Raw genomic sequence first — 15170 nt, forward strand, 5'->3', positions numbered from 1 at the left:
ACCGACAGGCCCGCGTGCACCACCATGAACGGCGTCATCCCGCGGTCGCGCGCCAGCGCCGAGATCCGCGTCGCGACCTCGTGTGGGATCTCGAAGTCCACCCGCGCACCCCGCATCGACGCCACGGTCGGGCGCGGGCGGTCGGCGGGCAGCTCCAGCACATCGGGAACCCCGGCGAGCTGACGCAGCCAGTACGACAGTTGCCGGCCGACCACCGACGTCGGGTCGTCGACCGCCCGCGCCCGACCGTGGCGTCGATGCGGGGTGCGCGGGTGGACTTCGAGATCCCACACGAGGTCGCGACGCGGATCTCGGCGCTGGCGCGCGACCGCGGGATGACGCCGTTCATGGTGGTGCACGCGGGCCTGTCGGTGCTGCTCGCCCGGGTCACCGCGACCGACGACATCGCGGTGGCCACGCCCATCGCGGGTCGCGGACGCGCCGAGATCGACCAGCTGATCGGTATGTTCGTCAACACCCTGGTCCTGCGGGCCGAGGTCGACCCGTCGATGAGCTTCGCCGAACTGCTCGAGGACACCCGGGTCGTCGACCTCGACGCCTTCACCAACGCCGACGTGCCGTTCGAGACACTGGTCGAACGTCTGAACCCGACCCGGTCGAGGGCGTTCTCGCCGCTGGCACAGGTCATGCTCACGCTGACCAACGCCGGCAGCGGTTCACCGGTGCTCGAGGCGGAGGGGCTGCGGGTCGCGCCACTCGAGTCGCCGGTCACGTCCGCCCAGCTCGACCTGACGGTCGCGGTGGTCGCCCGTCCGGACCGGTCCTGGTCGGCGTCGATGGTGTACGCCACGGACCTGTTCGACGAGGGGACCGTCGAACTGCTCGCGCAGCGCCTGGTTACGCTCCTCGACGGGCTCACCGCCCGACCGGATGCCGCGGTCGGGGAGTGTCCGCTCGTGACGCCCGCGGAACGTGATCGCGTGCTGGCCTGGTCGGCGGGTGCCGCGACGCGGCCGACCGGTGCGACCCTGCCGGGCATCATCGGATCCCGGCAGCCCGGCGCGGGGGAGCCGAAAGTCGGCGAGAACGGTGTGGCCGGCCGCGGGGTCGGGTACAACGGTCGCGGCGGGTACAACGGCCTCGACGACCCCGACGGGTACAACGGCCTGAACGGGGACGCGGGTCGCTACGGTGACGATGGTTCCGACGGCAGTGGTCCCGGTGGGGATGACTGAGCGCAGCGAACACAGGGGGAATGGGGAACGCAGGACGAGACGGCAGGCGACGAGGCGAGATGGAGGCCCAACGGTGACCGATGTGGTGCATGTGGCGACGAGGTCCGACGTACCGGCCATCGTGTTCGGTTCGCGTCGCGTCAGCTACGCCGAGTTCGGTGCACGGGTCGACTCACTGGCTCGTCATCTGATCTCCATCGGTGTCGGACCCGACGTCGCCGTCGCGGTCGCCATCCCGCGGTCGGTCGAGCTTCTCGTCGCCATCCACGGCGTCGTCGCGGCGGGCGGACACTATGTCCCGCTCGACGTCGACGCGCCGTCCGACCGCACCCGGTACATGCTCGACACCGCCGATGCCCGGCTCGTTCTCGTCGCCGCCGAATCCGCTGTCGCGCTGCCGACGGACGTCACCGCGCTGGTGGTCGACACGACAGTCGAGGTCGACCTCGCCACCGCACCGGTCACCGACGGCGAACGGCTTGCGCCCCTCCAGTCCGCCGACGCGGCCTACACGTTGTTCACCTCGGGGTCGACGGGTCGTCCGAAGGGTGTGACGGTGTCGCACGCGGCGATCGTGAACCGCCTGGAGTGGATGCGGGACTGGTATGCGATCAAGGACTCGGACGTCTTCGTGCAGAAGACGCCGGTGACGTTCGATGTGTCGGTGTGGGAGTTGTTCCTGCCGTTCGCGGTGGGGGCGACGTTGGTGGTGGCCGAGCCGGATCGGCATGGTGATCCGCGGTATCTCGCCGAGTTGATCACGGCCGAGAAGGTGTCGGTCATCCATTTCGTGCCGTCGATGTTGTCGGTGTTCCTGGATGTCCTGGGCGATCGGGTGGGTGAGCTGTCGTCGTTGCGGTTGACGTTCACCTCGGGTGAGGCGTTGACCGCGCCGGTGGCGCAGGCGTTGGTGGCGGCGTTGCCGGGCAACGAGGTCCACAATCTGTACGGTCCGACCGAGGCGGCGGTGGACGTGACCGCTCATCAGGTGCGGGCGGGGGAGACGTCGGTGCCGATCGGCGTCCCGGTGCCGAGCACCACCACCCTCGTCCTCGACTCGCGACTGCAGCTCGTGCCCTCGGGCGTGCCCGGGGAGCTGTATCTGGGGGGCGTGCAACTCGCCCGCGGTTACGCCTCGCAGCCCGGCCTGACCGCCGAACGGTTCGTCGCCAGTCCCTTCGCGGCTCCCGCGCGCGGCGAGGCGGCCGACAACACCGACGGTTTCGGTGAACCCGGTGAACGTCTGTACCGTACCGGCGATCTCGTCCGCTGGAATGCGCGTGGCCAGTTGGAATACCTGGGCCGCACGGACTTCCAGGTGAAGCTTCGCGGACAGCGACTGGAGCTGGGGGAGGTCGAGTCCGTCCTCATGTCGGCGCCGGGTGTCCTCCACGCGGCCGCCACCGTGGCGAAGGTGTCCGGGCAATCACACCTCGTCGCCTATGTCTCGCCGGCGTCGGTCGACATCGACGCGGTGAAATCGGTTGTCGCGCGGACACTGCCGGCCTACATGCGGCCGACGGTGTGGATGGCACTCGAGCAGCTGCCGCTGAACAGTGCGGGCAAGGTCGCCCGGCGTAAGCTGCCGGTCCCCGAACTCACCGTCGAGGAATTCGCCGCACCCGAGTCCGACGCCGAGACCTCGATCGCGGCCATCGTCGCCGATGTGCTGGGCGCCGACCGGGTCAGCGTGACGCAGTCGTTCTTCGACCTCGGCGGCAACTCGCTGTCCGCGGCGCGTGTGGCGGCGCGCGTGGCCGACCTGCTCGACGTCGACGTGTCGGTGGGCGACCTGTTCGACGCGCCGTCGGTGCGGGATCTGGCCGCCCTGGTGTCCGGACGCGGCCGGAGCGTCCCGCGCGTCACCGCGATGCCGCGGCCCGCGCGGTTGCCGTTGTCGACGGCGCAGAGCCGCATGTGGTTCATCAACCAGTTCGACACCGCCTCGGCGGCCTACAACATCCCGATGGCCCTGCGGCTGACCGGAGCCCTCGACCTCGACGCGCTCGCGGCCGCGGTCGGCGACGTGGTCGCCAACCACGAGATCCTGCGCACCACCTACCCCAGCGACGAACAGGGGCCGTTCCAGCTCGTCACCGATGCCGACACGGCCCGCGCCCGCCTCGACTGGCAGGCGGTGGAGACCGAGGATGATCTGTTCGTCTCCGCGACCACCGGCTTCGACGTCGCCGCCGAGTTCCCCCTCCGGGTCAGGGTCCTGCGCCGCGCCGACGACGTGGTGGACGTCGTCGTCACCGTGCACCACATCGCCTTCGACGGTGAGTCGACCCCGGTCTTCGTGCGCGACCTGCTCGGCTCGTACCTGGCCCGGACGAACGCCGCACCACCGGTCGCCGCGCCCGCGGTCCAGTACGCAGACTTCGCGCTGTGGCAGCGCGAATACCTGGGCGCCGCCGACGATCCCGGCGCACCGATGGGTCGTCAACTCGCGCACTGGCGCGAGGTCCTCGCGGATCTGCCCGCGGTGACCGACCTGCCGATGGATCGCCCGCGGCCGGCCGTGCTCGACACCGCGGCCGCCGTCGAGTCCGTGACCGTCGACGACGCGCTCGCCGCCGCCCTGGAAGACTTGGCGCGCAACCGCGACGTCACGATGTTCATGGTGCTGCACGCGGCACTCGCCGTCACCGTCGCGCGGCTCGCCTCGACCCGGGACGTCGTCATCGGCACACCCATCGCCGGCCGCCCCGACGCCGCGCTCCACGACCTCGTCGGCATGTTCGTCAACACGCTCGTGCTGCGCACCGACGTCGACCCGGCATCGACCGTCGACGACCTCATCGCCACGATCCGCGCCACCGACCTCGATGCCTTCGCGCACGCCGACGTGCAATTCGATGATCTGATCGAGGAACTCGCGCCCGAGCGGTCCACGGCCTATCCGCCGCTGGTCCAGATCGCCTACACCCTCGTCGCCGCCGGGGGACAGCCGGAGGAGATCGACCGGGTGGAGCTCTCGGGTCTGAGTGCCGAACCGCTCGGGGCCGCCGCCCCGATCGCCAAGTTCGACCTCACCGTCTCGGTGTCCGAACGGACCGGGTCGTCGCCGATGCGGGCCGACTTCCTGTACGCCACCTCGTTGTTCGACGCCGCGACCATCCGGCGCTTCGCCGAGGTCTGGCTGCAGGTGATCGCCGCGATGGCCACCGACCCGTCGCTGCCCGTCGGAGACGTCGACATCGTCGGCATCGACGCCGCCGCCCTCAGCGCGCCGAGCCGCAACTCCGTCGGCGAGACGGCGCCGGCCGCCGACGGCGGGGTCACCGAGCCGGTGACCCTCACCGAACTCCTCGCGCGGCGCGACCTCGACCCGCATCGTCCGGCACTGGTCCACGACGGCACCGAGATCTCGTACGCGGAATTCGAGGAACGGACCAATCGTCTGGCTCGCCAGTTGATCTCCCGCGGGGTCGGGCCCGGTGACGTGGTCGCCGTCGGCCTCGAGCGGTCGATCGGGTCGGTGGTCGCCGTGTTCGGTGTCATCAAGGCGGGTGCCGCCTACGTGCCGATCGACCCCGCCTACCCGAGTGACCGGATCGCGTTCATGGTGGCCGATTCCGGTGTGCGCCTCGGCATCACCGATGCGCCGACGCGGGACAGGCTGGGAGAATCATCCTGCGAATGGCTCGAACTCGCCTCGCTGGACGATCCGGCCGTCGCCGGTGGACCCGTCACCGACGCCGAGCGTCATCGGCCGGTCCTTCTCGACGACCTGGCCTATCTCGTCTACACCTCCGGTTCCACCGGACGGCCGAAGGCGGTCGGGGTTCCGCATCGCGGCATCGCGAACTTCGTCGCCGCGCTGACCGAGGTCACCGGAACGCCGGCGCAGGCCCCCGACACCCGTGTCCTGCACGTCGCATCCCCGAGCTTCGACGCCTCGGTGCTGGAGATGATGTGGTCGATCGCGGTCGGGCACACCCTCGTCGTAGCGCCCGCGTCGGAGTACGCCGGCGACGCACTGGGCCGCATCCTCGAGCGCGATCGGGTCACCGACACCCTCATCACCCCCACGGTGCTGGCGACCGTCGATCCGCGCCGGGGCCGCACCGTCCGCAACCTCGTCACCGGTGGCGAGGCCTGCCCACCCGAGCTGATCGCGCGGTGGGCCACACCGGAATCCGGCCGCCGGATGTTCAACTTCTACGGCCCGTCGGAGGCCACCGTCTGGGCGACCACCGGACGATCCGAGCCCGGTGCGCCCGTGACCATCGGACGACCGGTCCGCGGCTTCGCCGCCTACGTGCTCGACGGCCGTCTGCACCCGGTACCCCAGGGCGTGGTGGGTGAGCTCTACCTGTCGAGCGGCGACTCGCTGGCGCGCGGATACCTCGGCCGCCCCGGCCTCACCGCGTCGTCGTTCGTGGCCGACCCGTTCGCCCGCGAGGCGGGCCACCGCATGTATGCCACCGGCGACCTGGTGCGGATCACCGCGACCGGCGAGATCGAGTTCGCCGGGCGCGCCGACCACCAGGTCAAGATCAACGGCCAGCGAGTCGAACTCGGCGAGATCGAATCCGTTCTCGGTGACCAGCCGGGCGTCGGCTCGGTCGTCGTGACCGGTGTCGACGACGACCACGGTCGCACCCGGCTCGTCGCCTACCTCGTGGGCGACGACACCGCCGGCGACCGCCTCGACGCCGACGCCGTCCTGGCCGGGGCGGCGGATCGGCTTGCCGGACACATGATCCCGCACTCGGCGATGGTGCTCGACGAGCTGCCCGTGACCCCGGGCGGCAAGCTCGACCGGCGCGCACTGCCGGTGCCCGAGTTCACCACGCCCGCCGACGGATACGTCGCACCGGCGACGACCGCCGAAGAGACCCTCGCGGCGATCGTCGCGGGGCTGCTGGGTCTCGACACCGTCTCGGTCACCGAGTCCTTCTTCGCGCTCGGCGGCGACTCGATCATGTCCATCCAGCTCGCGTCCGCCGCGAAGGCCGCCGGGTTGTCGCTGTCGCCGCGAGAGATCTTCGAGCAGAAGACCATTCGCGCGATGGCGCGGGTGGCGTCGGCAGGTGGGGACCGGGCCCCGATGCTCGCGGAGCCCACCGACGATGCGGCCGGACGGGTCGATCTCCCGCCGATCGTGTCCTGGCTCGTCGACGCCGCGCGGACGCCGGCCGACCTCGCCGACTTCAACCAGTCGATGGTGCTCACGGCACCGGCCGGACTCACCGTCGCCCACCTCGGCGCGGTGCTCGGCGCGGTCGTCGACGCGCATCCGATGCTGGGTGCGCGCCTGGAGTCCGTCGGGGACACCCAGACCGGTGACACTTGGACCCTCACCACCGGAACACCTTTCGATCCCGGCGCCTCGATCGTCTCGGTGGCGACGGACACCGTACCCGGCGAGGCCGGGTTCGCCGATGTGCTGGTCGATGCGCATGCGCAGGCGGCGCGCCGCCTCGACCCGGCCGCCGGGCGACTGGTCGCCGCGACGATTGTCAGTGGCGCCGCACCCGGGGAATCTCCCGACGAGGCCGACCGACCCGCACGAATCGTGCTGGTACTGCACCACCTCGGCGTCGACGCGGTGTCCTGGCCGATCCTGATCGAGGATCTGCTCACGGTCCACGCCCAGCTGGTTTCCGGGCAACCCGTGACGGTCCGCGCCGAGGAGACCTCGCAACGTGCGTGGCAGCGGGCACTCACCGCGCAGCTCGACGCCCGTCGTGGCGAAGCCGGGTACTGGCTCGAGCGCTCCCCGGCCGTCCCGACCGACTTCGGTGCGCCGCTCGACCCCGACCGCGACCGATACGGCACCCTGACCTCGATCGTCCACCGCGTCGACCCGGCCATCGTCGACCCGTTGACGACGACTGTGTGCGAGGCGTTCTCGGCGTCCGTCGTCGACGTCCTGCTCGGCACCCTCGCGCGCGCGGTCCGCTCCTGGCAACATGATCGCGGCATCGCCGACGCCGCTCCCGTCACCGTGCTCACCGAGGGGCACGGCCGATACGAGGACGTCCTGCTCACCGGCCCGGACCCGCGTCGCGCCGACCTGTCGCGCACGGTCGGCTGGTTCACCTCGATCGCCCCGCTCGCCCTCGATCCGGCCGACGACGTCGTCCACGCGGTCAAGGCGGCCAAGGAAGAACGCCTCGGCATGCCCGACTCCGGGATCGGGTTCGGCCTGCTGCGTTACGCCGCCGACGGCCGCGGCCCCGGCGACCCGGCCGCGCAACTGCATTCGCGTCCGCTGCCGACGATCGCGTTCAACTATCTCGGGACCCGCGGTACGACCGGTCAGAGCGAGGACCCGACGACCCCGGACGGGGCCGACCCCCTGTCGTCGGTCGCCCCGTCGTCCGACACCGCAGCACCGGCCGGTGCGGGCTTCCTGCCCGCACCCGACGCGCCGTTCCTGCCGGCCACGGTGTCCGACGGGGTGGCGGCCATGAGCGTGCTGACGGTCAACGCGAGCACCGGTGCGTCCTCGAAGGGGCGTGTGCTCTCGGCCGATCTGCAGTTCCCCGCGGCGATCCTGTCGCCGGAGGATGTCCGCGACATCGCACGACGGTGGACCGCGGAACTCGCCGACGTCGTCCGCCTCGTCACGGACGGCGTCGACGTCGGCCGCTCGCCGTCGGATGTCCCGGGCGCCGAGGTGACCCAGCATGACTTGGACGTCGTGGCGCAGCGGTTCCCCGGCGCGCAGGTCTGGGCCCTGTCGCCGCTGCAACGCGGGCTGTACTTCCAGTCCCAACTCGCGGGCGCCGATGAACTCGATGTGTATGTGACGCAAGCGGTTCTGCACCTCGAGGGTGAGGTCGACCTCGAGCGGCTGCGCACCGCGGTGGTCGCACTGCTCGATCACCACCGCACCCTCAAGTCGGGGTTCGTCCGGGTGCCCAGCGGGCACGTGGTCACCGTCGTGCCCGAGACGGTGCCGCTGCGCTGGCGCGTGCTCGACGTGCCGACCACCGCCGAGGTGGATGTCCGGGCTGCCGTCGACGAGGTGTCGGCGGCCGAGCGCACCGAACCGTTCGACCTCGCCGACCCGCCGCTGCTGCGAGCGGTGGTCGTGCGCCACGCACAGGGCACGAGCGTGGTCATCACCAACCATCACATCCTGTTCGACGGCTGGTCCGGGCCGCTGGTGTTGGCCGACCTGCTGGCGCTCTACGCGACCGGGACCCCGTTCACCGGTCAGGGAACGACCGAACGCACCGACTTCGCCGACTACCTGGCCCGCATCGCCGACACCGACCTCGACGCCGGTCTCGCGGCGTGGCGACGGGTCCTCGAACCGGTCGAGGAGCCGACCCTGGTCGCCCCCGGACTCACCGGCCACTCCGTCGAGGATGCCGAGAACGACTCCGCGACAGAACATCTGCCGCGCGAGCATCGCTGGGTCCTCGAACCCGACCTGGTCTCGGGTCTCGAGCGCACGGCGCGGCAATCCGGTTCGACGACGGCCACGGTGTTGCAGCTCGCCTGGGCTGTGCTGCTGTCCCGGCTGACCGACAACCGGGTGGTCACCTTCGGCGAGACCGTGTCCGGGCGTCCCGCCGGACTCGACGGCGTCGAGTCGATGGTCGGCCTGTTCATCAACACGCTGCCCGCCGTCGTCGACGTCGACCCGGACGCGACGATCGCCGAGGTGCTCGGCCGGTTGCAGTCGGACAAGACCGCCGTCCTCGATCACCAGCACATCGGCCTGCCAGAGATCCTCACCGCCGTCGGGCGGCCGCAGCTGTTCGACACCCTGACCGTGCACGAGTCCTATCCCGTCGACAATGACTCACTCGCCGGCGGTGCCGCCAGTGCCGCAGTGGGACTGTCGATCCGGGACGTCGAGGTCTCCGACGCCACGCACTACCCGCTCAACCTCGCGACCTCGCCGACCGCGTCGGGCATCGCGGTCCGGTTGACCTATCTCCCCGACGCCTTCGCCGACGACGAGATCGCCGTCTTCGCACGGTCCCTCGAACGCATCCTGTGGACCATCGCGAGCGACGCACGGACTCTGATCGCCGACATCCCGCCGATGTCGGAGGTCGACGAGACCCGCCTCGACACATGGTCGGCCGGCCCGGAGCTGATCCCGTCCGGCACCCATGTCGCCGATCTCCTACTCGAGCGCGTCGCCGCGTCGCCCGACGCGATCGCGGTGGAGAGTCCGGCCGGGGCCTCGACCCGCGCGCATTCGACCTATGCCGAATTGGGAAGCAGGGTGAGCGTTCTCGCCCGGCGGCTGGTGGGTCTGGGGGTCGGACCGGAGGTCGCGGTCGGCGTGTGCATCCCGCGGTCGACGGAGATGATCGTCGCCGTCCACGCGATTCTCGCCGCCGGTGGGCAATTCGTGCCGATGGACCCGGCCGCGCCGGCCGATCGCATCGACTATCTGGCGCGCACCGCCGATGTCGCGGCGGTGCTGATCGGCCCGGGACTGGTCCCGGCGGGCATCGAGGCCCTCGACCCCGGTGTGACCGTCGTGGCCGTCGACGACGACTCGGACGCCGGTGAGCCGGCGTCGCTCTTCGCGCCGGCGGAGCGTTCGTCGGCAGTCGTCGGCGCGAATCCGGCCTACACCATCTTCACGTCGGGTTCGACCGGTCGTCCCAAGGGCGTCACGGTGAGTCACCAAACCCTGCGCGCCCATCTCGACTACGACCGCGGCGCCTACGATTTCGGCCCCGACGACGTCTTCCTGCAGGTGTTGGAGCTCACCTTCGATCCGTCGGTCGGCGAGATCCTCCGCCCGCCGCTCTCGGGTGGCCGCCTGGTGGTCATGGAGCCGGGTGCGCATCGTGACCCGGTCGCCGTCCTGCGCTACCTCGCGGACTTCGGCGTGACGTCGGCGACGCTGGTGCCCTCGATGCTCGCCGTGCTCACCGAGGTCGCCGATCCCGAACAGCTGCGCGGTCTCTCACGGCTGCGCTACCTGCACACGGGCGGCGAGGCGCTCCCGCAGAGCGTCGCCGAGACCGTGCGCGAGCTCATCCCGCATGCCCCCGTCAGCAACCAGTACGGACCGACCGAGGCGACCATCTACGCGACCGTCGCGCGGGTCGCGGGCGACTCGGTCTCCATCGGGCGGCCCGTCGCGAACACCACCGCGCTGGTGCTCGACCATCGATTGCGCCCGGTGGCACCGGGATTCACCGGCGAGCTGTACCTCGGCGGCATCCAGTTGGCACGCGGATACACCTCGCGACCCGCGCTCACGGCCGAACGCTTCGTGCCGAACCCCTACGGCGCGCCGGGGTCTCGCCTGTACCGGACCGGTGACCTGGTCCGCTGGCGAGCCGACGGTGAGCTGGAATACCAGGGCCGCACGGACTTCCAGGTGAAGCTGCGTGGCCAGCGGATCGAGCTCGGCGAGATCGAGTCGGCCCTCACGTCGGCGCCGGGCGTCGTGTACGCGGCGGCGGCCGTCGTCGAGACCCCGGCGGGGCAGCAACTCGTGGCCTACCTGACGCCGGCCTCGGTGGACCTCGACGCGGTCAAACACTCCGTGGCGCAAGCGCTCCCGGAGTTCATGCGTCCCGGGATGTGGATGCTGCTCGACGAGATGCCGCTGAGTAGCGCGGGCAAGATCGTGCGACAGCAGTTGCCGGCGCCGACCGTCGACACCGCCGCGATCGTGCCGGTCGCCGGCCCGCGGGAAGCGGCGGCGGCGTCGGTCTTCGCCGAGCTGCTGTCGATGTCGCCGGAGAATGTCGGCGCCACCACGAACTTCTTCGACATCGGTGGCAACTCGCTGTCGGCGATGCGGGCGGCGGCCCGGCTCGGAGACGCTCTCGGTATCGATGTGACGGTGCGTGACGTCTTCGAGGCGCCGACGCCGCGCCTGCTGGCCGAACGCCTCGGCGACCGTACCGGCGGACTCCCGCCCATCGTCGCGGTGACGCCTCGTCCTGACCGGATTCCGTTGTCGTACGCCCAGCAGCGGATGTGGTTCATCAACCGTTTCGATCCGACGCTGGCGGCCTACAACATCCCGGCGGTGATGCGCCTGACCGGTGATCTCGATCCGGCCGCGCTCGGCGCCGCGATCGCCGATGTCGTCGCGCGCCATGACATCCTCCGCACCACCTATCCCGAGACCGGCGGTCAGCCGGTACAGCTGATCGCCCCGGTGGCCGACATCGCGACCCGGCTCGACCACGAGTTCGTGCCGACCGCAGCCGGGCGCGACGGGGGAGAGGTCGTACTGGCCGCGGTCACAACGGGATTCGACCTCGCCGTCGACTGGCCGGTGCGGACCAGGCTGATCGAGATCGGAACCGGTTCCGGGACATCCGAGTACATTCTCGCGGTGGTCCTGCACCACGTGGCGTCCGACGGCGAATCCCTCGGGCCGCTGGTCACCGATCTCACCGCCGCCTACCTGGCACGGGCCGCCGGTACAGAGCCGTCGTTCGAGCCACTGCCCGTCCAGTACGCCGATTACGCCATCTGGCAGCGCCGCGCCCTCGGCGATGTCGACGACGCGGCGTCGGTGATGGGTGCCCAGCTGGAGTACTGGAGCGCGCACCTGGCCGGGATGCCCGATCTCCTGGAACTCCCGACGGATCGGCCTCGCCCGGCGGTCGCGTCGCAGCGTGGCTCGCGCGTGTCCTTCACGATCCCGGCGGACGTCACCACCCGGATCGACACCGTCGCCGACGAGTTCGGGGTCACCCCGTTCATGGTGCTGCACGCGGCGCTGGCGGTCCTGCTCGCCGACCTGTCGGGAACCGACGACGTGGCGATCGGCACGCCGATCGCCGGACGTGGTGCCGCGGTACTCGATCCGCTGGTCGGCATGTTCGTGAACACGCTCGTGCTGCGTACCGCCCACGCGGCCGGTGACACGTTCGTCGACGTCCTCGGTCGCGTCCGACGCGTCGACCTCGATGCCTTCGCCCATGCCGATCTGCCGTTCGAGACCCTCGTCGACCGGCTCAACCCGGTTCGTTCCGAGGCGTTCGCCCCGCTCACCCAGGTGTGGTTGACCCTGGACCAGGCGGTGGTCCCCGAGCTCGCCGGACAGTCGCTGTCGGCCGATCTCGGCGACATCTCGGTCAGCCCGCTCGACGCGGGCGAGGTGCCGGCGAAGGTCGATCTGCTGTTCTCGATCGCGAAGGCGGACGCGGGCGAGACATGGTCGGCGGCACTGCAATACGCCACCGATCTGTTCGCGGAATCCACCGCCACCGGCTTCACGGCCCGATTCGTCAATCTGCTCGGCGCGCTCACCGCGACCCCGAGCGCCCCGGTTGCCGCGGCGCCCATCCTGCTGGCCGGTGAGGCCGAGTCGCTGGTGCCGGTACACGGCGGCCAGGCCGCCGAGGCCGTGTTGCTGGGCGAGCTGTTCACCGAGGCCGGCACGCGGTACCGGCGTCGTACCGCGGTGGTCGACGCCTCGGGCGCCACCCTGTCGTATTCCGCGCTGCACGCCCGGTCCAACCGCCTGGCGCGCTGGCTGATCGGTCGCGGCGTCGGTGCGGAAACACTGGTGGCGCTTGCGATTCCCCGGTCCGTCGACCTGTTGGTCGCGATCTGGGCGGTCGCGAAGACCGGCGGCGGTTACGTTCCCATCGATCCGGATTACCCTGCCGAACGGGTCGCGACGATGGTGGAGGACTCCGGCGCCCGGATGGGTCTGTCGGTTCACGCCGTCGGCGCGTTGCCGGACGAGGGCTTCGAGTGGCTCCGCCTCGACGACGCCGCGGTCGCCGCCGAACTCAACGCCACGTCGGATGCCCCGGTGGACCCGGCCGAGCAGACCGGTCCGGTCAGAACCGACAACGTCGCCTACGTCATCTACACCTCGGGGTCGACGGGACGCCCCAAGGGTGTCGCGGTGTCACATTCGGGACTGCGCAACTTCGCCGTGGCGAAGTCGACGGCGCTGGGAACCGAGGACGGGGCGGTGGTCCTGGGATTCGCGTCCCCGAGCTTCGACGCCTCGGTGCTCGAGTACCTCCTCGCGACGGTCAACGGGGGCACGCTCGTCTATCGGCCGTCGACCGCGGTCGGCGGTGCGGAGCTGCAGGAGTTCATGCAGCGACACGAGGTCGCCACGACCTTCCTCACGCCGTCGGTACTGTCGACGCTCGACCCGGCCGCGCTGCCCAGCCTGCAGGCGGTCTCCGTCGGCGGCGAGGCCGTGCCGCAGTCGGTGATGGACGCCTGGGCGCCGCACACCCGCATCCACAACGGATACGGCCCGACGGAGACCACGATCATGGTCGCGGTCTCCGACGCGGCGGCGCCCGGCGACCCGGTCCGCCTCGGTGGTCCGCTGCCCGGCCTCGAGTTCCTCGTGCTCGACGCCCACCTGCGGCYGGTGCCGGTCGGTGTGGCGGGGGAGCTCTACGTCCTCGGCCCCGCACTCTCGCGCGGCTATCTCGACCAGCCCGGCCTGACCGCCGCGCGGTTCGTCGCCAGTCCCCTCGCCGGGGCCGGACGCCGCATGTACCGGACCGGCGACGTCGTGCGCTGGCGCGAGTCACCGTCGGGCGACCTCACCCTCGAGTACTCCGGTCGTAGCGACGATCAGGTGAAGCTCCGCGGCCTGCGCATCGAACTCGGCGAGATCGAGGCGGTGCTGCGCTCGGCGCCCGAGGTGCGTTCCGCGGTCGTCGTCGGCATCGGCTCGTCGGGGACCCCGAGTTCGGTGGCGTCGAGCCTCGCCGCCTATGTCGTCGGTGACGGTGTAGAGGTGGACGCTCTTCGTGGTCTGCTGGCCGCGCAGCTGCCCGGACACATGGTGCCTGCCTCGATCACGGTGCTCGACGAGTTCCCGCTGACCCCGGTCGGCAAGCTGGACCGAGCGGCGCTGCCGGCTCCCGAGGTGGCTTCCGTCGAATTCGTCGCCCCGGCCACCCCGGTCGAGCAGGCGATCGCCGATGCCTACGCCGAGGTCCTCGGCGTCGAACAGATCGGTGCCACCGACAGCTTCTTCGACCTGGGCGGCAACTCCCTCTCGGCCACCCGGGTCGCGGCGACGCTGCGCGACCGCAACGGCTTCGACATCGAACTCGCGTGGTTGTTCAGCGATCCGACGGTGCGTGGCCTGGCCCGCCGACTGGCCGAGGACAACGCGGTGAGCAACGACGTGGTGATCAGCCTCCGCGGCGAGGGTTCGCGGCCGCCGCTGTTCTGCGTGCACCCGGCCGGCGGCCTGGCGTGGTTCTACGGCGGGCTGGCACCGCACCTGCGGGATCGGCCCATCTACGGACTCCAGGACCCGCATGTGGTGACCGGAGAGCCGAGCGTGACCGACGCGCGGGTGCTGGCCCGGCGCTATGTCGAGGAGATCCGGCGGGTCCAGCCGCATGGCCCCTACCATCTGCTCGGCTGGTCGGTCGGCGGCGTGATCGCCCACGCGATGGCCGTCCACCTCGGGGAACTCGGGCAGCAGGTCGCCTACCTGGGGATCATGGACTCCCGGCCGGAGGACGAACCGGTGATCGTCCACGACGTGCCGCAGCACGGGGAGCCGGTCGAGCCGGCCGCGGCGGAGCCCGGGCCGGCGATCGAGCCGGACGCGTCCACCGTGGTCGACGTCCTCGGCGGTTGGCGGGATCTCTTCGATCTCGGCGACGACGTGCAGGCGTCCACCTCCGAGGAGGTCACCGCGATCATCCGGCAGCAGATCTCCGGCATGGGCCTGCTCGCGGAGGATCAGGTGGAACGCATCATGGACAGCTTCGAGTCCTCGACCCAGGTGGTCCTCGACTACCGGCCCGATGTCTTCGCCGGCGACGTACACGTGTTCACCGCGACCGAGGACAAGGACGACCCGTCGACCCTGGCCGCGGCCTGGCGGCCGTTCGTCACCGGCGCCGTCGACAACGTCGACGTGGCCACCCACCACCTGGGGATGGCGAACGCCGACGCCCTCGCGGTCGTCGGACCAGCGCTCGATGCCCAGCTGTCGCAGGTCGACGGTGCCGGCGAGCGGACACCGGAATGAGGGGATTTGCGTGACATCATCGACCTGACCTCGCGTGA

Annotated in this window: 3 protein-coding genes; 2 read left to right on the plus strand and 1 reads right to left on the minus strand. The window is 70.9% G+C overall.

Annotated elements, in window-relative coordinates; translation table 11 throughout:
- Positions 1 to 293, minus strand: a 293-nt coding sequence (locus A9310_RS25715; RefSeq protein ID WP_139104676.1) for a hypothetical protein, incomplete at its 3' end; no start/stop codon positions are given.
- Here A9310_RS25715 and A9310_RS17810 point away from each other — a divergent pair.
- Both A9310_RS17810 and A9310_RS17815 read left to right on the plus strand, forming a co-directional pair.
- Entirely contained in the window at positions 201 to 1196 is a 996-nt protein-coding gene (locus tag A9310_RS17810) for a condensation domain-containing protein (protein WP_175401170.1), read from the plus strand. The two genes, A9310_RS25715 and A9310_RS17810, sit on opposite strands and share 93 nt — an antisense overlap.
- 73 nt (positions 1197 to 1269) lie before the next feature.
- Positions 1270 to 15132, plus strand: coding sequence for a non-ribosomal peptide synthetase (locus A9310_RS17815; protein ID WP_065631794.1), 13863 nt, complete (start codon positions 1270 to 1272; stop codon positions 15130 to 15132).
- Positions 15133 to 15170 lie beyond the last annotated feature (38 nt).

The sequence above is a fragment of the Gordonia sp. UCD-TK1 genome (genome assembly GCF_001691435.1).
Classification (GTDB): Bacteria; Actinomycetota; Actinomycetes; order Mycobacteriales; family Mycobacteriaceae; genus Gordonia; species Gordonia hongkongensis.